Raw genomic sequence first — 21,606 nt, 5'->3', positions numbered from 1 at the left:
GCCGAGCCGCGTGCGTTCCTTCCGTTCAGGCTGCCTGCGCCTTCCGATTGAGTGCGTCGAGCAACTGTTCCACGGCCTGGAAGCGTGCCTCAGCGTTTTCCATTTCCACTTCGAAGCGCAGGGTGTCGGCACCGTCGAGACGATAGCGTTGCGGTTCCGCCTGGATCATCGTGACCAGCAGCAGCGGATCGACCCGGGTCTGATTGCCGAATATTATCCGGCCGCGCTCAGCGCCGGCTTCCAGGCGCGCGATGCCCAGACGTTCGGCACGCTGGCGCAATCGGGTCTGGCGCATCAATGTCTTGACCGGGGCCGGCAGCAGGCCGAACCGGTCGATCATCTCGACCTGCAGTTCCTTGAGCTCGGCTTCGTCGGCAGCACTCGCAATCCGCTTGTACATTACCAGGCGTTGTTGCACGTCGGGCAGGTAATCGTCGGGGATGAGCGCCGGCAGGTTGAGACTGATCTCGACCCCAGCGCTCAACGGCGCTTCGATATTGGGCGTCTTGCCGGCACGAATGGCGGCCACGGCGCGGTCGAGCATTTCCATGTAGAGGGTGTAGCCGATGGCTTCCATCTGCCCGCTCTGCTCCTCGCCGAGCAGCTCACCTGCGCCGCGGATCTCCATGTCGTGACTGGCGAGGGTAAAGCCCGCACCGAGGTCTTCGGCAGCCCCGATCGCCTCGAGGCGCTTGACGGCATCCTTGGTCATGACGCGCGGCGGCGGGGCGAGCAGGTACGCGTAGGCCTGGTGATGACTGCGACCGACGCGACCGCGCAACTGATGCAGCTGGGCCAGGCCGAACTTGTCGGCGCGTTCGATGATGATGGTATTGGCACTGGGGACATCGATGCCGGTTTCGATAATGGTGGAGCAGACCAGCACGTTATAACGCTTGTGATAGAAATCGGACATTACCCGCTCGAGCGATCGCTCGGGCAGTTGGCCGTGGGCTACCGCCACGCGCGCATCCGGCACCAGGGCGCGTATCGTCTCGGCGGCAGTCTCGATGGTCCTGACCTCGTTGTGCAGGTAATAGACCTGGCCGCCCCGCAGGATCTCGCGCAGGATCGCCTCCTTGATGATCGATTCGTCGCGCTGCTGGACGAAGGTCTTTACCGACAGGCGGCGCGCCGGAGGCGTGGCGATGATCGACAGGTCACGTATGCCGCTCATGGCCATGTTGAGGGTCCGTGGAATCGGGGTGGCCGTGAGGGTGAGAATGTCGATTTCGGCACGCAGTTCCTTCAGCCGTTCTTTCTGGGCCACGCCGAAGCGGTGCTCCTCGTCAATGATGAGCAGACCCATGTTGGGCAACTTCGTCGATTTCGACAGCAGCTTATGCGTGCCGATGACGATGTCGGCTTGGCCGCTCTCGATGCGCTTGAGCGAATCCGCCTGGCCCTTGCCGGCCGTAAAGCGCGAAACCAGCTCTATCTGCACGGCGGTGTCGGCGAAGCGGTCGCGGAAGTTCTCGTAGTGCTGGCGCGCGAGCAGGGTGGTCGGCACCAGCACCACCACCTGGCGCCCCGAGTGCACGGCGAGAAAGGCAGCACGCATGGCGACCTCGGTCTTGCCGAAGCCGACGTCGCCGCATACCACCCGGTCCATGGGGCGCGGCGCGGTCATGTCCCCGATGACCGCACTGATGGCGGCGCGTTGATCCGGTGTCTCCTCGAAGGGGAAACTGGCGGCGAAGCGAGCATACTCGTCGTCGGGTGGGGCGCAGGCGAAGCCCTCCCGCGCTTCGCGCCGGGCGTAGACGTCGAGCAGCTCCGCGGCGGTATCGCGAATCTTCTCCGCCGCCTTGCGGCGCGCCTTGTCCCACTGTTCGGAGCCGAGCCGATGTAGCGGCGCGAGCTCGTCGTCGGCGCCTGCGTAGCGTGAAATGAGGTGCAGGTTGTCCACCGGCACGTAGAGCTTGGCACCGTCGGCATACTCGAGCGCGACGAACTCCGCCGCCTGGCCGCCGGCCTCGAGTCGTTCCAGGCCCCGATAACGTCCCACGCCGTGGGTCTGGTGTACCACGGGTGCGCCCGGACGCAGCTCGGCGAGGTGGCGAATGGCCAGTTCATTGGTATCCGTGGCCTTTTCGCGCCGCCGGCTCTGGCGCACGACGTCGCCGAACAGTTCCGTCTCGCTGATCACGGCGAGATCGGGTTGCTCGAGCCACAGCCCGGCGCTGACTTCGCCTTCGGTCAAGGCCAGCCGTGGGTCGCCCTGGCGAAAGGCGTCGAACCCCGCGACATGCGGTAGCTCCAGGCGAAGCGGGGCCAGCAGTTCTTCCAGCGCCTCTCGGCGCCCACGCGATTCGGCAACGAACAGCACCCGTGTACTGCCGTGGCGCTCCAGAAAGCGCGCGAGTGAACCCAGCGGCTGTTTGGCACGTGCATTGAGCGCCACCTCCGGCAGTGACTGGGCCGCGGCCTCGTGGGCATGGGGATGCTCGCGTTCGTCAGTCAGCTCCACCCGCGGGTGGCGCTTGATGGCGGCGAACACCTCGGCCACCGGAACGAACGCCCGGTGCGGGGGAAGCAAGGGCCGGGTGGGATCGACACCGAGGTTCTCGTAGCGGCTCTCGATGGCTTGCCAATGATGCTCTGCGGCATCGAAGACGCCGGGTAACAGGGCGACCTGGGCTCCCTTGGCCAGATGGTCGAACAGCGTGGCCGTTTCCTCGAAGAACAGCGGAAGGTACTGTTCGAGACCGGGGGAGGGTATGCCTTTCAAGGCGTCGAGGTAGAGCGGGCACTGGCGCGGATCGACGTCGAACAAAGTCTCGAAGCCTTCGCGGAAGCAGGCGATGGCGCTGCGCGATAGCGAGTACTCGTGTGCCGGCAGCAGTTCCACGCGTTCGACCTTGTCCTGGCTGCGCTGGGTGTCGGGATCGAAGCGGCGCAGGGTATCGATCTCGTCGTCAAACAGGTCGATGCGCAGGGGGCCCTCGCTTCCCATCGGGTACAGGTCGATCAGGGCCCCACGCAGGGCGTACTCGCCCGGTTCGTAGACCGTCTCCACGGCACGATAGCCGGCACGCGACAGGCTCTCGCGAAAGCCCTCGCGATCCAGGCGCATGCCCACTTCGAGCGTCAGCACGCGACCGGCGATGTAATCCACGGGCGGCAGCCGCTGCATCAGGGTATTGATCGGCACCAGTACGATACCGTGTTCTCCGTCTTGCAAGCGGCGCAGCGTTCGCAGGCGCTCCGAGACGATGTCCTGGTGCGGCGAGAAGCTGTCGTAGGGCAGCGTCTCCCAATCGGGGAAGGGCATCACGGGCACGCTGGCGAAGAAGCGCAGATCGCTCTCGAGCCGCTGTGCGCTTGCGGTGTCCGGCGTGACCACCAGCAGCGGAGCGTCGTCGGCCAGGTGAGCCAGCGCCAGGGCAGCGGCACTGCCTGGCGGTAGCTGCCAGTATAAAGTTTCGCGGACCCCTGCTGGGCGGGGCGGGTCGAGCGGCGAGAATGTGGGCATGTGGCGTCGGAACGTCTCTTCGGTCGTTAGTGCAGGCCGTCAGGCCGTTCGCAGTGCCTTGGCAAGAGCAGCTGCAGGGGACAGGAGGATCATACCAGCCCGACGCGACGCTTGTAGTCAACCCCCGATTCCTGTAATCCCCCTACAGCGCCTGCGACCATACTTCGATTGCCCCACCGAAGCGCCAACGGGATAATGATACTGAATTCCAGTTACGAGAGAGGGCTTCACGTGAGTCAGCAACCCCCCGAAACCGTTTTCCAGGAGTGGCACGACAATCAGGCACTGGCCGAGCAGATGATCCCCTTGATCGGCAGCCTTTATCGTCAAAACAACGTGGTGACTACCCTTTACGGTCGCTCGCTGTTCAACCGCTCGGTGATCCGTATTCTCAAGGACCATCGTTTCGTCAGGAAAGTCGAGGGCACCGAACTCTCGGTTCAGGACACCCTGCCGCTCGTCCAGGCCATGACCGAACTCAACCTGGGGCCGGCGCACGTCGACGTGGGCAAGCTGGGCGTGGCGTTCAAGAAGCGAGGCGGAGGCGATGCCAAGGCTTTCCTGCGCGAGGAGCTCGCCGAAATCGTCGATGCCCACGACCTGGATGGCAACAACGGCCAGTCCAAGGACGTGGTGCTGTATGGCTTCGGCCGCATCGGTCGCCTGCTGGCCCGGGTGCTGATCGAGAAAGCGGGGGGCGGCAACCTGCTGCGCCTGCGCGCCATTGTCGTGCGCGGTCGTGGCGACATCGCCAAGGACCTGGAGAAGCGGGCGAGCCTGCTGCGCCGCGACTCGGTGCACGGTCCGTTCGATGGCACCATCAGTGTCGATACCGAGGCGCGCACCATCAATGCCAACGGCAACGTCATTCAGATGATCTACGCCGACAAGCCGAGCGACGTCGACTACACCGCCTATGGCATCGATAACGCCGTGGTCGTCGACAATACGGGCATCTGGCGCGACGAGGAGGGCCTCGGCCAGCACTTGCATTGCAAGGGAGTGTCCAAGGCGCTGCTCACCGCCCCGGGCAAGGGAGGCATCAAGAACATCGTCTTCGGTATCAACCACGGTGACATCGAGGAGGGCGACGCGATTCTTTCGGCGGCGTCGTGCACCACCAACGCCATCGTGCCGGTGCTCAAGGTGATCAACGACGAATATGGGGTCGAGTGCGGCCACATGGAGACGGTGCACGCCTACACCAACGACCAGAACCTGATCGACAACTACCACAAGGGCGACCGTCGCGGCCGCAGTGCCCCTCTGAACATGGTGTTGACCGAGACCGGTGCCGCCAAGGCGGTGGCCAAGGCGCTGCCTGAGCTCTCCGGCAAGTTGACCGGCAACGCCATTCGCGTGCCGATTCCCAACGTCTCGATGGCCATCCTCAACCTCACTCTGCAGCGCGAGACGGATGCAGCCTCGCTCAACGACTACCTGCGTCGCATGTCGATCGACTCGGCCTACCAGAAGCAAATCGACTATGTCGACTCGCCCGAGGTCGTCTCGTCGGACTTCGTCGGCAACCGCCACGCCGGTATCGTCGATGCCAAGGCGACCATCGCCAGCGGCAAGCAAGCGGTGCTCTACGTCTGGTACGACAATGAGTTCGGTTACAGCTGCCAAGTGGTGCGCATCCTCCAGCACATCTCCAACGTGCATTTCCGCAAGCTGCCGCGGGCCCAAGCCTGATCGAGCGGTGTCATTCCCGACCCACGGGGTCGGGAATAACTGATCTGGGTCACTTTCGTCTCATGCGTGCCGGTGCCGTGGTGGCATCGGCACGTCTCGTTCTGGCTGCCGAAATGGCTGGGAATCAGCGCATTCAACGCCTATTGAACTCTTTCGAAACCAGGCGCAGAGCGGCTTTATCGCCCTTTTTGCGACCTTAGGTCGTGTGGCCTTTGGACGCGCTTGTCTTTATAATACTGTGGATTTTTTCGGGGTGGTTCGAAACTCCTTCGGGCCTGACTGGTAACGTGCTGACTCAACAAGAATTCGAATCCATTCGACCCCCTTTCCTTCGTATTTCCGATCCAACAACTGGGCGAGACTATGATCGAAGTCAAGAAAGGCCTGGATCTCCCCATCATGGGGGCGCCCGAGTCGCGCATCGAGGATGCGCGGCCCGTGCGTCACGTGGCCATCCTGGGCACCGACTACGTTGGCATGAAGCCGACCATGGAGGTCCGGGAAGGGGACAAGGTGAAACTGGGCCAACTCCTCTTCACCGACAAGAAGAACGAAGGCGTACGCTTCACGGCACCAGCTGCCGGCGAGGTCGTCGCCATCAACCGTGGCGAGAAGCGCAAGCTGCTCTCCGTCGTCATCCAGGTCGACGAGAACGAAGAAGCGGTAGAGTTCACTGCCCATGGGCGTGACAGGCTTGGCAGCCTGGAGCGTCAGGCCGTGGTCGACCAGCTGGTGGAGTCGGGTCTGTGGGTCGCGCTGCGCACCCGTCCCTTCTCGCGCAGCCCGGCCATCGATAGCGAGCCGGCGGACATCTTCGTCACCGCCATGGATACGCATCCGCTGAGTATCGACCCGGCAGAGATCATCAACGCGCAGGCCGAGGCCTTCGAGGATGGCCTGAAGGTGCTGTCGCGGCTGACCCAGGGCAAGGTCTACCTGTGCACGGCGCCCGACGCCCGCATTCCCGGCGCCGATGTCGAGGGCGTCCAGGTGGAAACCTTCGGCGGCCCGCATCCGGCAGGCCTGGTGGGAACGCACATCCACTACTTGTCGCCGGTGGCGCTGCATCGCAAGGTCTGGCATATCGGCTATCAGGATGTGATCGCCTTCGGCAAGCTGTTCGCCGAAGGACGCATCGACGTCAGCCGGGTCGTGGCCGTAGGTGGTCCCCGTGCCGAGAAGCCGCGTCTGCTGCGTACGCGAATCGGTGCCAGCACCGAGGAACTGTTGGCCGGCGAAATCCTCCAACCCGAAGACACACGCGTCATCTCCGGTTCGGTGTTCTCCGGATTTACGGCCGAGGGTTCGTTGCGTTATCTGGGTCGTTTCCACAACCAGATCAGCCTGCTCGAAGAAGGCAACAAGCGTGCTTTCATGGGCTGGCTGTCGCCAGGCAGCGACCGTCACTCCGTGCTGGGTATCTACCTGTCGAAGTTCAAGGGACTCTCCAACTATGCGCCAAACACCTCCACCAACGGCTCTGAGCGAGCCATGGTGCCGATTGGCGTCTACGAGGAAGTGATGCCGTTGGATATTCTACCGACCCAGCTGCTGCGTACGCTGATCGTCGGTGACATTGAGGTGGCCATGCAGCTCGGGTGCCTGGAACTGGATGAAGAGGACCTGGCGCTGTGCACCTACGTGTGCCCGGGCAAGTATGAGTACGGTCCCATCCTGCGTGAAAACCTCACCATGATCGAGAAAGAGGCCTGATGATGGGTATCCGACAGACACTCGACAATCTCGAACCGCACTTCCACAAGGGTGGCAAGTACGAGAAGTGGTACCCGCTGTACGAGGCGGTGGATACCATCTTCTATGCCCCTCCCAGCGTGACCAAGACCACGGCTCACGTGCGTGACGGCGTCGACCTCAAGCGCATCATGATCACCGTGTGGCTGTGTACCTTCCCGGCCATGTTCTTCGGCATGTGGAATGCCGGCTGGATGGCGAACTCCGCCATTGCCGAAGGCTATGCCTCCATGGGCGGGTGGCGCGAAGCCATCCTCATGACTCTGGCTTCCGGTCACAACCCGGACAGCCTGTGGGCCAACTTCGTGCTCGGCGCAACCTACTTCCTGCCGATCTATCTGGTGACCTTCGTCGTCGGCGGGTTCTGGGAAGTGGTTTTCGCCGTCAAGCGTGGCCATGAGGTCAACGAGGGCTTCTTCGTCACCTCGGTGCTCTATGCCTTGATCCTGCCGGCCACCATTCCGCTGTGGCAGGTGGCGCTGGGCATCACCTTCGGCGTGGTCATCGGCAAGGAGATCTTCGGCGGAACCGGAAAGAACTTCCTCAACCCGGCGCTGACCGGCCGTGCCTTCCTCTATTTCGCTTATCCGGCACAGATTTCGGGTGACGCCGTCTGGGTGGCGGCCGACGGCTATACCGGCGCGACCCCGCTCTCCATCGCCTTCCAGGAGAACATGGCCGAGCTGACCTCCCAGTACAGCTGGTGGGACGCCTTCATCGGCTTCGTACCGGGTTCCGTGGGTGAGGTTTCGGCGCTGGCCATCTTCCTCGGCGCCGCGGTGCTGCTGTGGACCAAAATCGCTTCGTGGCGAATCATGCTGGGGTGCTTACTTGGCATGGTAGCCACCAGTGCGTTGTTCAACCTGATCGGCTCCGATAGCAACTCGATGTTTGCCATGCCCTGGTACTGGCATCTCGTCATCGGCGGCTTTGCCTTCGGCATGGTCTTCATGGCCACCGACCCGGTGTCCGCCTCGATGACCAACCCGGGGCGCCTGATCTTCGGCATCCTGATCGGCGTGATGACGGTTCTGATCCGCGTGGTGAACCCGGCGTTCCCCGAGGGCATCATGCTGGCGATCCTGTTCGCCAACCTGTTCGCGCCGCTGATCGATCACTTCTTTGTTCAGGCCAACATCAAGCGCCGCTTGCAGCGCACTGGTGTGCCGGCCGAGGAGACTGCCTGATGGCACAGAGCAATAACTCCATCAAGAAGATTCTCGTGGTGGCGTTCGCACTCTGCATCGTGTGTTCCGTCATTGTTTCTACCGCTGCGGTAGCATTGCGGCCCAAGCAACAGCTCAACGAGGAGCTGGACCGCAAGACCAACATTCTGAGCGTGGCGAACCTCTACGAGCCGGGCATAAACGTGGAAGAGGCCTTCCGCGAGATCACGCCGCGCGTGGTCGACATGCGGACGGGAGAGTACACCGACGAGTTCGACCCAGAGACCTTCGACCACTTTCAGGCGGCGCGCGACCCGGCCATGGGACGTACCCTGTCCGGCGATCGCGACATTGCCGGCCTGAGCCGTGTGGAGAACTATGCCACCGTTTACCTTGTCGGAGACCCCGACGACCCCGATCAGGTCATCCTGCCGATTCGCGGGCAGGGGCTGTGGGGGTTGATGCGTGGATTCATGTCGGTGGAAGGTGACGGCAACACTATCGTCGGGATCACCTACTACGAGCATAGCGAGACGCCAGGGCTCGGTGCCGAGGTGAACAACCCGCGCTGGCAGTCCCAGTGGGAAGGCAAGAAGATCTTCCCCGACGAGGAAAGCGTTGCGCCCGCGATCCGCGTGGCGCGTGGCAGTGCCAGCGGCGAGCATCAGGTAGATGGGCTGTCCGGTGCTACCCTGACCTCCAACGGCGTCACCAACATGCTGCAGTTCTGGCTGAGTCCCGAGGGCTTCGGTGAGTATCTGGCGAGATTCCGTGACGGAATCGACCCGGAGGAAGCTCAGGAAGCCGACGTCGAACTCGAAGCTGAAGCTTAAGGAGCCTGACTATGTCCGCTGCGACTCCCAAGGGCGTCCTGACGACCCCGATCTTCAACAACAACCCCATTGCCCTGCAGGTGCTCGGCATCTGTTCGGCGCTGGCGGTGACGACCAGCATGAGCGTATCGCTGGTCATGGCACTGGCCGTTATCTTCGTCACGGCCTTTTCCAACCTGTTCGTATCGCTGATTCGTCAGCACATTCCCTCATCGATCCGCATCATTGTGCAGATGACTATCATCGCCTCGCTGGTGATCGTGGTCGATCAGGTACTCAAGGCCTTTGCCTATGAAATGTCGAAGCAGCTCTCGGTCTTCGTCGGCCTGATCATCACCAACTGCATCGTGATGGGGCGCGCCGAGGGTTTTGCCATGCAGAACACGCCGGGGCTTTCCTTCCTGGATGGCGTCGGCAATGGGCTGGGCTACGGTTTCATCCTGCTGACAGTGGGCTTCTTCCGTGAGCTGTTCGGCTCCGGCAGCGTGTTCGGCTTCACGCTGCTGCAAACCGTCCAGGACGGTGGCTGGTACGTCCCCAATGGCCTGCTGCTGCTGCCGCCGTCTGCCTTCTTCATTATCGGCCTGATCATCTGGGCACTGCGCGAGACGCACCCGGAGCAGGTCGAGAAGAACGAGTTCGTGATGAGAAAGAACAGCATGCCCAAGGAGGCTGTGTAACATGGAACACTACATTAGCCTTTTTGTCGCCTCGGTCTTCGTCGAGAATCTGGCGCTGGCATTCTTCCTGGGCATGTGTACCTTCCTGGCGGTATCCAAGAAGGTCTCGGCCGCGATAGGTCTCGGCATCGCCGTGATCGTGGTGTTGACCATCTCCGTGCCGGTCAACAACATCATCTTCAACGCGCTGTTGGCGGAAGGTGCCTTGACCTGGACCGGAATCGAAGGGGCCGAGAATATCGACCTGTCGTTCCTGGGTCTGCTCTCCTACATCGGCGTTATCGCCGCCCTGGTACAGATCCTCGAGATGTTCCTCGACAAGTACGTGCCGGCACTCTACAACGCCCTCGGCGTCTTCCTGCCGTTGATCACTGTTAACTGCGCCATCCTCGGTGGCGTGCTGTTCATGGTAGAGCGTAACTACGGTTTCGGTGAATCCGTTGTCTATGGCCTTGGCTCCGGCGTCGGCTGGGCACTGGCCATCACCGCGCTGGCGGGCATTCGCGAACGACTCAAGTACAGCGACGTGCCGGCCGGTCTGCAAGGGCTGGGTATCACCTTCATTACCGTGGGCCTGATGTCGCTGGGCTTCATGTCCTTCTCGGGCATCCAGCTCTAAGGCGCGTTCCGGCGATGTTCGCATCGCCGGATAACCGGTCACACAGCAAATAGGAAACCGACATGGTTGGAACATCTGTCATCCTGCTCGGTGTGTTCATGTTCACCGTGGTCGTAATCGGCCTCGTCCTGGTGATCCTGGCCGCCCGCAGCAAGCTCGTCAGCACCGGGGACGTGACCATTGAGGTCAACGGCGATCCGGAGCACACCATTACCACCCAGGCCGGCGGCAAGCTGCTCAATACCCTGGCCGCCAACGGCATCTTTCTTTCCTCCGCCTGCGGTGGCGGCGGCTCCTGTGCCCAGTGTAAATGCCGGGTGGAAGAGGGCGGCGGCTCGATTCTGCCGACCGAGGAATCCCATTTCACCATGCGCGAGAAGAAGGAGGGTTGGCGTCTCTCCTGTCAGGTGCCGGTGAAACAGGACATGAAGATCGAGGTGCCCGAAGAGGTCTTCGGCGTGAAGAAGTGGGAGTGCGAGGTCATCGCCAACCCCAATGTCGCCACCTTCATCAAGGAGCTCAATCTCAGGCTGCCGGAGGGCGAGGAAGTAGCCTTCCGTGCGGGCGGCTACGTCCAGCTGGTGGCGCCGCCCTACGACATCTCCTTCTCCGATTTCGATATCGAGGAGGAGTACCGGGGCGACTGGGAGAAGTTCGACCTGTTCAAGATCTCCCATAAGAACAACGAGGAAGTGATTCGCGCCTACTCCATGGCGAACTACCCGGAAGAGAAGGGCATCCTTAAATTCAACATTCGTATCGCCACGCCGCCGCCCGGGACCAATCATCCGCCGGGGCTGATGTCGACCTACGTCTTCAGCCTGAAGGCGGGTGACAAGGTGACGGTGATGGGGCCCTTCGGTGAATTCTTCGCCAAGGACACCGATGCCGAGATGGTCTTTATCGGTGGCGGTGCCGGTATGGCGCCGATGCGTAGCCACATCTTCGACCAGCTCAAGCGCCTCAATTCCAAGCGCAAGATCTCCTTCTGGTACGGTGCGCGCTCCTGGCGTGAGACCTTCTACAACGAGGAGTACGACCAGCTGGCCGAGGAGTACCCCAACTTCGAATGGCACCTGGCGCTTTCTGACCCGCAACCCGAAGACAACTGGACCGGGCCGACCGGGTTCATCCACAACGTACTGTACGACAACTATCTCAAGGACCATCCGGCTCCCGAGGACTGCGAGTACTACATGTGTGGGCCACCCATGATGAACGCCTCGGTCATCAAGATGCTGCTCGATTTGGGGGTCGAGCCCGAAAACATCCTGCTGGACGACTTTGGCGGATGATACGCCTCGCCCAAGGGCGACTCTCCGGGCTGGCCCTTCACGGGCCGGCCCTGTTTCTTCTCATGTTGCTGTTATCCGCATTGCTCGCTGCGTGCCGACAGCAATCCGGCGAATACCTGTATCAGGGAACGACGCTGGGTACGGGCTACCACATCACCTTGTATGCCGACCTTGAGCAAGATCAGGCGGCAGCTCTCGAGGCCGGTATACAAGGTGAACTGGCAACCCTTGAACGACATCGCGACCTGTTCCTCCAGGCCAGCGCTCTCGCCTTTGGCCGATTCTGGCTTCCGCCTTCGGCAGGATTGAGGCACGAAGTGGATCGCTGGTTTCATGCCCATGCGGTAGATCTGCTCATGCGCTGGCTGGATGACCATCGCCTGGACACTGCCGCGCTGATGGTCGAGGTAGGGGGCTTGGTGCGCACCTCGGGGACGCCTCCCGTCGGTGACTGGCGGCTATCCCTGGAATTGGCAGGCCTGCCAGGGCCGGATGACGCACGATACATCCGATTGCGGGACGCCGCCTTGGTGCACCGCTTCGTTCAGCCGGCGGCGTCGCCACTCGTGACTCTATCGACGCCACTGTCGGTAAGCGTCATAGCGGCGGATGCCGTCGAGGCGATGCATCAGGCCAGCCTTCTGATTCATGCCAGGCCTGAAGAAACGATGCGCCTGGCCACGCGTCTGGATAGTGCGGCCAGAGTTGTTGTCAAGACACCACATGGTATCGAAATCCAACATACTGCGGCCCTCGAGCCTTGGCTCGAGTCATAGCTGCCTGGAGGCGTTCAATGACTACTTTCCTCGTTGTTTTAGGCTTCATGCTGTTGATCATGGCGGCGATGGCGATCGGCGTGATCATGGGGCGCAAGCCCATCGCGGGGTCCTGCGGCGGGCTTAACAAGCTTGGTCTCAAGGAAGGATGCGATATCTGCGGAGGCAAGGACGAGGTCTGCGAGGAAGAGAACCGCAAGCGACAGGCGGGACAGTCGAGCGCTCGCCGCCAAAGCGACGAGAGTCGCGGCGCCGATCTGGGATACGACGCTACCCGCCGCTGATCGGGGCAATGGGGCGCGGTTGAGCTTGAGCGCGGGTCACGCCGGGACCGGTCGAGGCAACGAGAGGCTTCTGATGCGGTGCTGGCGCGACTTGACGGACACGTGACTGCGTATCGTTTGGTAGACGAAACGCAGCTTGGGCAAGGGAACAGGAGACGTATGGCCTATGGCAGTCCATAACTACGACGTGGTGGTGATCGGTACCGGACCCGCCGGCGAGAGTGCCGCCATCAACGCCGCCAAGTATGGCAAGCGGGTGGCGGTAGTGGAAAAGCAGCCCGTCCTCGGCGGTAACTGCACCCATTGGGGCACCATTCCCTCCAAGGCGCTGCGCCATCAGGTCAAACAGATCATGCAGTTCAATACCAACCGCATGTTCCGCGATATCGGCGAGCCCCGCTGGTTCTCCTTTCCCAGGGTCATGGAGCGCTCGCGTATTACCATCGATCAGCAGGTCGAGATGCGCACCAAGTTCTATGCTCGCAATCGCATTGACCTCTTCAGCGGTGTAGCGCGCTTCAAGGACGAGCACACCCTGCTGGTACGTGACCGCCAGGAAGCCTTGGAGGAGCTGGTGGCGCAGAAGATCGTCATCGCCACGGGTTCGCGCCCTTACCGTCCCGCCGACATCAATTTTCGACATCCACGCATCTACGACTCCGATACCATCCTGAGCTTGTCGCATACGCCGCGCACCCTGATCATCTTCGGTGCCGGCGTGATCGGTTGTGAGTACGCCTCGATCTTCTCGGGGCTGGGGGTCAAGGTCGACCTTATCAACAGCCGAGACAGCCTGCTTTCGTTCCTTGACGACGAGATCTCCGATGCCCTTTCCTACCATTTGCGCAAGCACGGGGTGCTGATCCGCCACAATGAAGATTATGAGCGCGTCGAAGGGGATGATTCCGGCGTGGTGCTCTACCTCAAATCGGGAAAGAAGCTACGTGCCGACGCCTTTCTGTGGGCCAATGGCCGCACCGGAAACACCGACGAGCTTGGCCTCGAGAACGTCGGTCTCGAAGCTAACGGCCGTGGCCAGCTTCAGGTCGACGATCATTATCGTACGACCATCCCGCATATCTATGCGGCAGGGGACGTCATCGGCTGGCCGAGTCTGGCGAGCGCGGCCTACGATCAGGGGCTGAATGCCTGCGACGAGTTACTCGATCGGGATTACCGCTTCGTCAACGAAGTACCCACCGGCATCTACACCATCCCGGAGATCAGCTCCTTCGGCCGCACCGAGCGAGAGTTGACGGAAGCCAAGGTCCCCTACGAGGTTGCCCAGGCCTTCTTCAAGGATACCGCCCGGGCCCAGATCACCGGCGATACCGTGGGTATGCTCAAGATCCTGTTCCATCAGGATTCCCTTGAGATATACGGCATACACTGCTTTGGGGACCAAGCCTCGGAGATCGTCCATATCGGTCAGGCCATCATGCAGCAGAACGGCGAAGCCAACACGCTAAAGTACTTCGTCAACACGACCTTCAATTATCCCACCATGGCAGAAGCTTATCGCGTAGCCGCTCAGAACGGACTCAACCGAGTGTTCTGAATCATAATTCTTCGTCATTAATCGATGCTAACCTGCCCTCATGCGAGGGCAGGTTTTTTTATGTTAGCGCCTCTCATGGAGCTATGTCTTACTGAAGTTTTCTGTAGCAGATTACTAATAGCGGGAGGATTAATTTCTTCACCGTATCAGATATGCACGCCCACCAGAATGAACCCCGCCTAAAACCAGGTATGGTAAAAACCAACTACGCAAAGGGTAAGTACGTTTAGTAACATGCCGAAGGAAATTATAACAATGGAAGCTGTTCAGTTGTTACGGAAAGGGAGATCCACCATGAACTCCTCTGGCGGTAGCGTGGGCTGCAATAATCCACCCTAAGTTCAACAAAGTATAAACGACTGATATAGGAGAAGAATATCCATGAAACTTATCACTTGAGAAAGCACGGCGAGGGCGCAATGACGAGTCACTACAGGCCAGAGGTCGATGGGCTAAGAGCCGTAGCTGTTGTACCCGTTATTTTCTTTCACGCTGGATTCGATACCTTTAGCGGCGGGTATGTTGGCGTCGACATATTTTTTGTGATAAGTGGTTATTTAATCACCGGGATCATCTATAACGAAATTGTCGAGCGTAATTTTTCAATTGTAAATTTCTACGAACGGCGGGCGAGACGGATACTTCCGGCACTGTTCTTTGTCAGTGTCGTTTGCTTGGCCGTGGCTTGGGTTTGGATGCTGCCGGAGGAGTTCGAGAGTCTTAGTCAGAGCCTGATAGCCGTTAATTTGTTTATCTCCAATATTCATTTTTGGCAGGATACGGACTACTTTGCCGGGCCGGCCGAAATGAAGCCCTTTTTGCATACCTGGAGCCTGGCAGTAGAAGAGCAATTCTACTTGTTCTTTCCTCTCTTCATGCTTTTGGTAGGTCGAATAAGGAAAGGCCTGCTCATCAGTCTCCTGATTCTGGGCTTCTTCGCCAGCCTGGCCCTATCGGAATACGCTTCAAGGCACCACCCTTCGGCCAATTTCTATCTATTGCCGACCCGCGCCTGGGAGTTGCTGGCGGGGGCCATCGTTGCCATTTACCTGCATCGGAACAGGGCCCGGCTTTCGCCGTGGGCCAGCAACCTTGGGGGCATGTGCGGGCTGGCATTACTGTTGTACGCCATCTTCACGTTCGACCAGAGCATACCGTTTCCGGGACTCTGGGCCCTCATCCCCATTCTCGGCACCGTGCTGATCCTACTCTTCGCTGGCGAGCGAGACGTTGCAGGAAGCGTGCTATCCCTCAAGCCGGTGGTCGGGATCGGTCTGATCAGCTACAGCGCCTACCTCTGGCACCAGCCAGTGTTCGCTTTCGCCAGGGAGCGAAGCCTGGGGCCCATTTCCCATACCGATTTCATCCTGCTGAGTATTCTCTCCCTGCTGCTGGCCTGGTTCTCATGGCGCTATATCGAACAACCGTTCCGAAACCGTCGGCTTTTCACTCGGCCTCAAATCTTCAAGACGGCGCTGGCAACGTCTTGCCTGATGATTGGGGTAGGTTTTTACGGTACATACACCCAGGGTATCCCTTGGCGTTTCAATGGTGAGCTTGAACACCTCGTGATGGTGCGCTCGCAAAAGCGCATCAACGCTGAATGCCAGAGCACACCGGGAAATTTACGCTCGCTTCAAGAAGCTTGCGTCTACAACGAAAGCGGGGGAAGAACGGTAGTGGTCTGGGGGGATAGCCAAGCGACACCCCTTGTCGGCCCAGTCGCTGACCGGGTCGATGCCTTGGGAATGAAGGTCAAGCAGTTCGTTTATACCAATTGTCTGCCCATCGCGGGATATACACGTAGCGACGAACCGGAATGCGGGCGACACAACGAGCAAGTGCTTGAGTACATCCTTGGTGACGATAATGTCGAGATAGTGGTCATGCTGGGACGATACCCGCTTCAATTCGAAGGGGTTTCATTCAACAACGGTGAAGGAGGCATTGAGCACGATGAAGCCGTGCGTGCCGTGCCCATGGATCGACTCGACATTGCTGACGATCGACTTCGCGTTGATATGGTCGGGGCGTTGCTTAGGGAAACCGTCGAGGCGATGGTCAATGCCGGTAAAAAAGTTGTTTTGATTTATCCGGTTCCTGAGGTGGGATGGGACGTGCCCTACCTGCTCGTCAAGGAAAAGTTGTTCGGGGTCGATCGGTTCTCTCCGCTTTCAACGAGCTATGAGGTATTCAAGCAACGTTCTGAAACTTCCTATGAGCAAATTTCAAAAGTCGAGGAGCACAATAATCTACTTAAAATCGAACCGGCCAGGTTGTTTTGCGATACCTACCTGCCGAGCCGATGTGCAACTCAAATCGATGGTGACATTCTCTATTACGACAATAACCACTTGAGCTTATCCGGCGCCTCGATACTGGTGAGCCAGATATTTGAAGAGATGAGTGACAAGGGTTGGGTGAGCGACGAGGAGTTAAGGCTGAGTATGTTGAGCGATGGCTCGGCTGGTGAGGCCATGCAAGGAGAAGAAACCAAGCATCTGCGAGGGGAGACGAGGTAATGAAGATATTGATTCTGGGTAACATGGGATACGTCGGGCCTCAGGTCGTCAAGGAACTGAAGCGACAACATCCCGAGTCGGTACTGCATGGCTTTGATAACGCCTATTACGCTCATTGTCTGACGAACGTGGAACGTCTGCCCGAGAGTTATCTAGACAGGCAATATTACGGTGACATCCGTCATCTCCCGGCTAGCATGCTGGAAGGTTATACGGCTGTGGTGCAGCTTGCGGCCATTTCCAATGATCCGATGGGCAATCGTTTCGAAACCGTCACACAGGAAATCAACCAGGAAGCCACCATACGCATTGCCAGGCAGGCGGCTGAGGCTGGCGTTGGTCATTTCATCTTCGCCTCGAGCTGTAGCGTATACGGGCTCGCTAGCGGGGAGCCTCGCAGGGAGACTGATCCGCTCGCACCGATGACCGCCTATGCACGGTCCAAGATCGGCTCCGAAGAAGCGCTTGCCGGTATCGACGGGGATATGGTCATCACCAGCCTCAGATTTGCAACGGCATGCGGCATGTCCCCACGCCTCCGCCTGGACCTGGTCCTGAACGATTTCGTTGCTTGTGCCCTGTCCCAGAAGAACATCACGGTGCTCAGCGATGGGACTCCTTGGCGGCCGCTCATCGATGTGAGTGACATGGCAAGGGCGATTGACTGGGCCTTGCAGCGTGAGGCGAGCCAAGGAGGGCGCATTCTCAGCGTCAATGCCGGCTCCAATCAACGCAACCATCAAGTCCGCGACCTGGCAGAAGCGGTCGCCGGCGCCATTCCCGGCACGACCGTACACATCAATGAGAAAGCGGGCGTCGATAGCCGCTCCTACAAGGTCGATTTCAGTCTCTTCGAGAAACTCGCTCCAGAACATCAACCCCAGATGACACTACAGGACTCCATCCAAGGATTGGTGGACGGCCTGTCGCGAATGAACTTCACCGATCATAACTTCCGGGATTCGCAGCTGATGCGATTGAAGGTCCTGCAGTCACATCTCGAACATGGACGCCTGACGGAGAGCTTGGAATGGATGGAAACCTAGGACGGTAAGTCGCGCATAAACCATAAGAACCATTCAGTTATATATAAGGAGAATAATCATGAAGGTCGTGATTCTTGCTGGTGGCTTCGGCACTCGCCTGAGCGAGGAAACATCCATTCGTCCCAAACCGATGGTCGAGGTGGGGGGGCGCCCCATACTTTGGCACATCATGAAGATCTATTCCCACTATGGATTCAAGGATTTCGTGATTCTAGGAGGATACAAGGTCGACTATATCCGCAACTATTTCCTCAATTACCGCGGCAAGCAGACCGACTACACCATCGATCTGAAAACAGGGCGAGTCGAATGGTTGAATGGCGTAAGCGAAGACTGGAACGTGACCGTTCTCGATACCGGTGCTGACTCGCTGACGGGTGGCAGGATAAAACGCGCCAAGCACCTTCTTGAGAACGAGACATTTTGCTTGACGTATGGAGACGGTGTCAGCGATGTCGATATCGGCGCATTAGTGGAGAGCCACAAGCAATCAGGTTGCTGGTGCACCCTGACAGCCGTCACCCAACCGGGTCGTTATGGCGCCCTTCGGTTGGATGAGAACAGCAACCACGTCATGGCGTTCCGTGAGAAAAGCGCGGTGGACGGCGGGTTGATCAACGGGGGGTTCTTCGTCTGCGAACCCGAGGTACTGGACCTGATCGACAGCGATCGCACGACCTGGGAGAACGAGCCCATGGAGCGCATGGTTCAGATGGGCAAGCTGGGTTACTTCCATCATCAGGGTTACTGGCAAAGCATGGATTCGCTGCGTGACAAGATGGTACTCGAGGCAGCATGGGCCGACAACCCACCGTGGAGAGTATGGAAAGATTGAACGTCAATGGCTTATCTGTCCTCAACCAACTGCCAGGTATGATTGATGATTATCGTAGATACGGCTTTAGCCAAGAGAGAAGCGGACAGTAACCCGATTCGCGTTGGCATGATCGGTGCGGGATTTCAGGGCAAAGGCATTGGATTGCAAATCATGACCGCGACCCCGGGCATGACCCTCTGTGCCGTTGCGAACCGCCATATCGAATCCGCGGTAAAGGTATACGAACAGGTAGGGGTCAACCCCGTAAGATGCGAAACAACCGCACAGATCGAATCGGCAATTGCCAGAGGTCAGCCCGTGGTGACGGAAGATGCCAAGGCGCTGGCCGCATCGGAGGGCCTCGACGCGATCATCGAGGTCACGGGGTCGATCGAATACGCGGCGGATGCGGTGCTGACGGCTCTGCGTTACGGCAAACACGTCGTGCAGATGAATGCGGAGCTCGATGGAACGGTCGGCCCTATCCTCAAGCGGAAAGCGGAGCAGGCTGGGCTGATCTATACCTTTTCAGATGGCGACCAACCGGGCGTACAAATGAACCTGGTCCGGTTCGCAAAAGGTATGGGTATCAAACCCGTACTGTGCGGGAACATCAAGGGCCTACATGATCCTTATCGCAACCCCGAGACGCAGCGCGCCTTTGCGGAGCGATGGGGGCAAAAGTCTGCCATGGTGGCTTCTTTCGCCGACGGTACAAAGATCTCGTTCGAACAGGCGATAGTAGCCAACGGCACGGGGATGCAAGTCGCGCGCCGCGGGATGCTGGGGCCCGATTTTTCCAATGGTGATCCACGCTCACCGCTGATCCCCATCGAAGAGACGCTAACCAGCTTTGAACCTTACCTGGATGCAGCGGGGCCAGGGCTCGTCGATTACGTCGTGGGGGCAAGGCCTGGTCCTGGTGTGTTCGTCATCGGAACCGTGGCCGATCCGCGGAAACAACACTACCTTGAACTCTACAAGCTAGGCAAAGGACCTTACTACTGTTTCTACACGCCGTATCATCTTTGTCATTTTGAAGTGCCGACCTCTGTGGCTCGAGCCGTCCTGTTCAATGACCCCGTGCTGACACCTCGTGGCGCACCCATGGTGGGTGTTGTGGCCGTAGCCAAGAAGAACCTGGCTGTAGGGAGCATGATCCGTGAGTTTGGCGGTTTTGAAGTGTATGGGGTCTCTGAAAACATTGACGTTATTCGCCGGGAAAGGCTTTTACCCATTGGGCTTGCCATTGATTGCGTATTGAAGAAAAGCGTTCAGAAGGATGCGCCGCTGACGTTCGATGACGTTCACTTTCCTGAAGGGCGTCACGTGGACCAACTATATCGCGAGCAGGAGCGTACTTTCTTCCAAGTCAGCGAGAGTAAGGAGGCTATATGAAATTCATCCAGACGGACCTTAAGGATGCCTACTTGGTGGAGCTTGAGCCTCGTGGTGATGAACGAGGATTTTTTGCGCGAACAATGTGTCGAGAAGAATTCTCTACAATAGGAGTAGATAGAGAATTCGTACAGCAGAATACCTCCTACTCGGCCCAGCGAGGGACGCTTCGCGGGCTCCATTTCCAAAAGGCTCCCCATGGAGAAGACAAGCTGATTCGTTGCATCAGCGGCGCCATTGTCGACGTCATCGTGGATATCCGTCAGGATTCACCGACGTACATGCAGCATCAAATGTTTGAGCTAACCAGCAGAAACAGATTGCAACTCCTTGTGCCGCAGGGCTTTGCCCATTCGTTCATGACCTTGGAGGATAATGTCGAAGTCAGCTATCTCGTGACAGCGCCATATACACCTTCCTCCGAGGACGGGCTCAGATATGACGATGAAGCATTAGGCATAATATGGCCGCTACCGATATCGGTGATTTCTGATAAGGATGCTAACTGGCCATTAATAAAGGAACGTACCCAGCAGCTGTATTGAAGTAATGACTTAAAAGTTCGGCGTGTTCGCAGGGAGATAACCATGCACAAAAAAGTGATTGGCGTCATTCTTACTTACAATCGAAAAGAGCTCCTCGAACTCTGTCTCAAGGCCGTCCGCTCCCAGACCCGTCCGTGCGACATGATCCTCGTGATTGATAATGCCAGCACCGATGGTACGCTGGATTTCCTGATGCAGGGTAGTTATCAGGATGTCAAGGTCTATTCTTTGAAGAAGAACGTGGGAGCTGCAGGCGGCTTCAATGCAGGATTCCGTTTGGCCTACGATAATGGGGCGGATCTTGTCTGGATGATGGATGATGACGTACTGCCGGAGCCAGAAGCGTTACAAAAATTGTTGGAGGCCGATGCACTGCTCGAAAGCAAGAATGTTCGAAGAAGCTACCTGCTTTCGACTGCCTACACAGAACATGGGCAGATAACCAACACACCACAGGTCTGCAATGCAAAGAACGGTGCCGGATATTTTGGCTGGCCCGAGCAGCTTGAGCATGGATTAGTAGCGGTCGGAAGTGGCACCTTTGTATCAATACTAATACCAAGAGAGATTTTGCAAGAATACGGGTTGCCCCTCTCATCAATGTTTATCTGGGGCGAAGATGCTGAGTTCACCCTCCGCATCACTCGTCATGTTCCCGGTTACCTCGTCGGTCGCAGTCATGTAGTGCATGTGAGGCATGGAGGGGGGACAATCAGCATTGTCGCAGAAAATAATCCGACAAGAATTGAATATTACAAAAATTTCATCAGAAACAATTTATATATATCGAAAAAATACAAGACTCGGCGTCGTACGGCATCCATCATATTCAATAACGTTGCGCTCATCTTGAAAATGATAACGAAGCGTAATTTCTATAAGGCTTGGGTTATCTGGCAGGGGTTGGTGCAAAGTTTTACATTCAAGCCGAAAGTCGAATATGTAAATAACGTATACAATTACGCTAATATCAAGACATGCCAAAAAGAAACGCTGGATGAAGTAGAGAAAGAACAAAAAAAAGATCAAGTCCAGGATGCTACCACGCTGACTTATGTTCGACCAACCTAAGCTATTAAGCCGTACTGGAAATTGACTTAACTAGCAGCAGGCTCTTTACATTTCATGTATTTTACAGCAAAAGG

At 58.4% G+C, this 21,606-nt stretch carries 17 protein-coding genes; 16 read left to right on the top strand and 1 reads right to left on the bottom strand.

The annotated features are described in order from the left end of the window. Positions 1 to 25 precede the first annotated feature (25 nt). Positions 26 to 3,475, bottom strand: coding sequence for a transcription-repair coupling factor (gene mfd / locus ACOJCM_RS16945; protein ID WP_445213248.1), 3,450 nt, complete (start codon positions 3,473 to 3,475; stop codon positions 26 to 28). 231 nt (positions 3,476 to 3,706) lie between these two features. On the opposite strand from mfd, the gene ACOJCM_RS16940 reads away from it, so the two are divergent. From ACOJCM_RS16940 to ACOJCM_RS16865, 16 genes are all read left to right on the top strand, one after another. Then, positions 3,707 to 5,170: a glyceraldehyde-3-phosphate dehydrogenase gene (locus ACOJCM_RS16940; RefSeq protein WP_445213247.1), complete on the top strand. Its 1,464-nt coding sequence runs from the start codon at positions 3,707 to 3,709 to the stop codon at positions 5,168 to 5,170. Positions 5,171 to 5,533: 363 nt separating this feature from the next. Beyond that, positions 5,534 to 6,883 (top strand): Na(+)-translocating NADH-quinone reductase subunit A, encoded by a 1,350-nt coding sequence (locus tag ACOJCM_RS16935; RefSeq protein WP_445213246.1) that lies wholly within the window; start codon positions 5,534 to 5,536, stop codon positions 6,881 to 6,883. After that, positions 6,883 to 8,109: an NADH:ubiquinone reductase (Na(+)-transporting) subunit B gene (locus ACOJCM_RS16930; RefSeq protein WP_445213245.1), complete on the top strand. Its 1,227-nt coding sequence runs from the start codon at positions 6,883 to 6,885 to the stop codon at positions 8,107 to 8,109. Before ACOJCM_RS16935 ends, ACOJCM_RS16930 begins: the two co-directional genes overlap by 1 nt. Next, positions 8,109 to 8,921 (top strand): Na(+)-translocating NADH-quinone reductase subunit C, encoded by an 813-nt coding sequence (locus tag ACOJCM_RS16925; protein ID WP_445213244.1) that lies wholly within the window; start codon positions 8,109 to 8,111, stop codon positions 8,919 to 8,921. Before ACOJCM_RS16930 ends, ACOJCM_RS16925 begins: the two co-directional genes overlap by 1 nt. An 11-nt stretch (positions 8,922 to 8,932) precedes the next feature. Beyond that, a complete protein-coding gene (locus tag ACOJCM_RS16920) occupies positions 8,933 to 9,601 on the top strand; it encodes an NADH:ubiquinone reductase (Na(+)-transporting) subunit D (RefSeq protein ID WP_445213243.1) in 669 nt (222 codons plus the stop codon). Position 9,602: 1 nt separating this feature from the next. Then, positions 9,603 to 10,220 (top strand): NADH:ubiquinone reductase (Na(+)-transporting) subunit E, encoded by a 618-nt coding sequence (gene nqrE, locus ACOJCM_RS16915; protein WP_445213242.1) that lies wholly within the window; start codon positions 9,603 to 9,605, stop codon positions 10,218 to 10,220. A 62-nt stretch (positions 10,221 to 10,282) separates the two neighbouring features. Next, positions 10,283 to 11,515, top strand: coding sequence for an NADH:ubiquinone reductase (Na(+)-transporting) subunit F (gene nqrF / locus ACOJCM_RS16910; protein ID WP_445213241.1), 1,233 nt, complete (start codon positions 10,283 to 10,285; stop codon positions 11,513 to 11,515). Beyond that, positions 11,512 to 12,291: a hypothetical protein gene (locus ACOJCM_RS16905; protein ID WP_445213240.1), complete on the top strand. Its 780-nt coding sequence runs from the start codon at positions 11,512 to 11,514 to the stop codon at positions 12,289 to 12,291. The genes nqrF and ACOJCM_RS16905 overlap by 4 nt, the downstream gene beginning before the upstream one ends. Positions 12,292 to 12,308: 17 nt before the next feature. Beyond that, the gene (nqrM, locus tag ACOJCM_RS16900; RefSeq protein WP_445213239.1) at positions 12,309 to 12,575 is read left to right on the top strand and encodes a (Na+)-NQR maturation NqrM; all 267 of its coding nucleotides are present in this window, start codon (positions 12,309 to 12,311) and stop codon (positions 12,573 to 12,575) included. Positions 12,576 to 12,741: 166 nt separating this feature from the next. Continuing rightward, complete coding sequence (sthA, locus tag ACOJCM_RS16895; protein WP_445213238.1) at positions 12,742 to 14,133, top strand: Si-specific NAD(P)(+) transhydrogenase; 1,392 nt, start codon at positions 12,742 to 12,744, stop codon at positions 14,131 to 14,133. A 419-nt stretch (positions 14,134 to 14,552) separates the two neighbouring features. Beyond that, positions 14,553 to 16,655, top strand: coding sequence for an acyltransferase family protein (locus ACOJCM_RS16890; RefSeq protein ID WP_445213237.1), 2,103 nt, complete (start codon positions 14,553 to 14,555; stop codon positions 16,653 to 16,655). Then, positions 16,655 to 17,701, top strand: a complete 1,047-nt coding sequence (locus ACOJCM_RS16885) for an NAD-dependent epimerase/dehydratase family protein (RefSeq protein ID WP_445213236.1) — start codon at positions 16,655 to 16,657, stop codon at positions 17,699 to 17,701. The genes ACOJCM_RS16890 and ACOJCM_RS16885 overlap by 1 nt, the downstream gene beginning before the upstream one ends. Positions 17,702 to 17,759: 58 nt before the next feature. Then, a complete protein-coding gene (gene rfbF, locus ACOJCM_RS16880; protein ID WP_445213235.1) occupies positions 17,760 to 18,536 on the top strand; it encodes a glucose-1-phosphate cytidylyltransferase in 777 nt (258 codons plus the stop codon). A gap of 45 nt (positions 18,537 to 18,581) precedes the next feature. After that, positions 18,582 to 19,916 carry an NAD(P)H-dependent oxidoreductase gene (locus ACOJCM_RS16875; RefSeq protein ID WP_445213234.1) on the top strand — a complete coding sequence of 445 codons (1,335 nt, stop codon included), beginning with the start codon at positions 18,582 to 18,584 and terminating at the stop codon, positions 19,914 to 19,916. Then, positions 19,913 to 20,461, top strand: a complete 549-nt coding sequence (gene rfbC, locus ACOJCM_RS16870; RefSeq protein ID WP_445213233.1) for a dTDP-4-dehydrorhamnose 3,5-epimerase — start codon at positions 19,913 to 19,915, stop codon at positions 20,459 to 20,461. The genes ACOJCM_RS16875 and rfbC overlap by 4 nt, the downstream gene beginning before the upstream one ends. Positions 20,462 to 20,503: 42 nt before the next feature. Beyond that, positions 20,504 to 21,532 (top strand): glycosyltransferase family 2 protein, encoded by a 1,029-nt coding sequence (locus ACOJCM_RS16865; protein WP_445213232.1) that lies wholly within the window; start codon positions 20,504 to 20,506, stop codon positions 21,530 to 21,532. Positions 21,533 to 21,606: the final 74 nt, after the last annotated feature.

This window comes from Billgrantia hypersalina (genome assembly GCF_052584175.1).
Note: the sequence above shows the minus strand (reverse complement) of the source record. Positions and strands in the feature narration are given on the sequence as shown.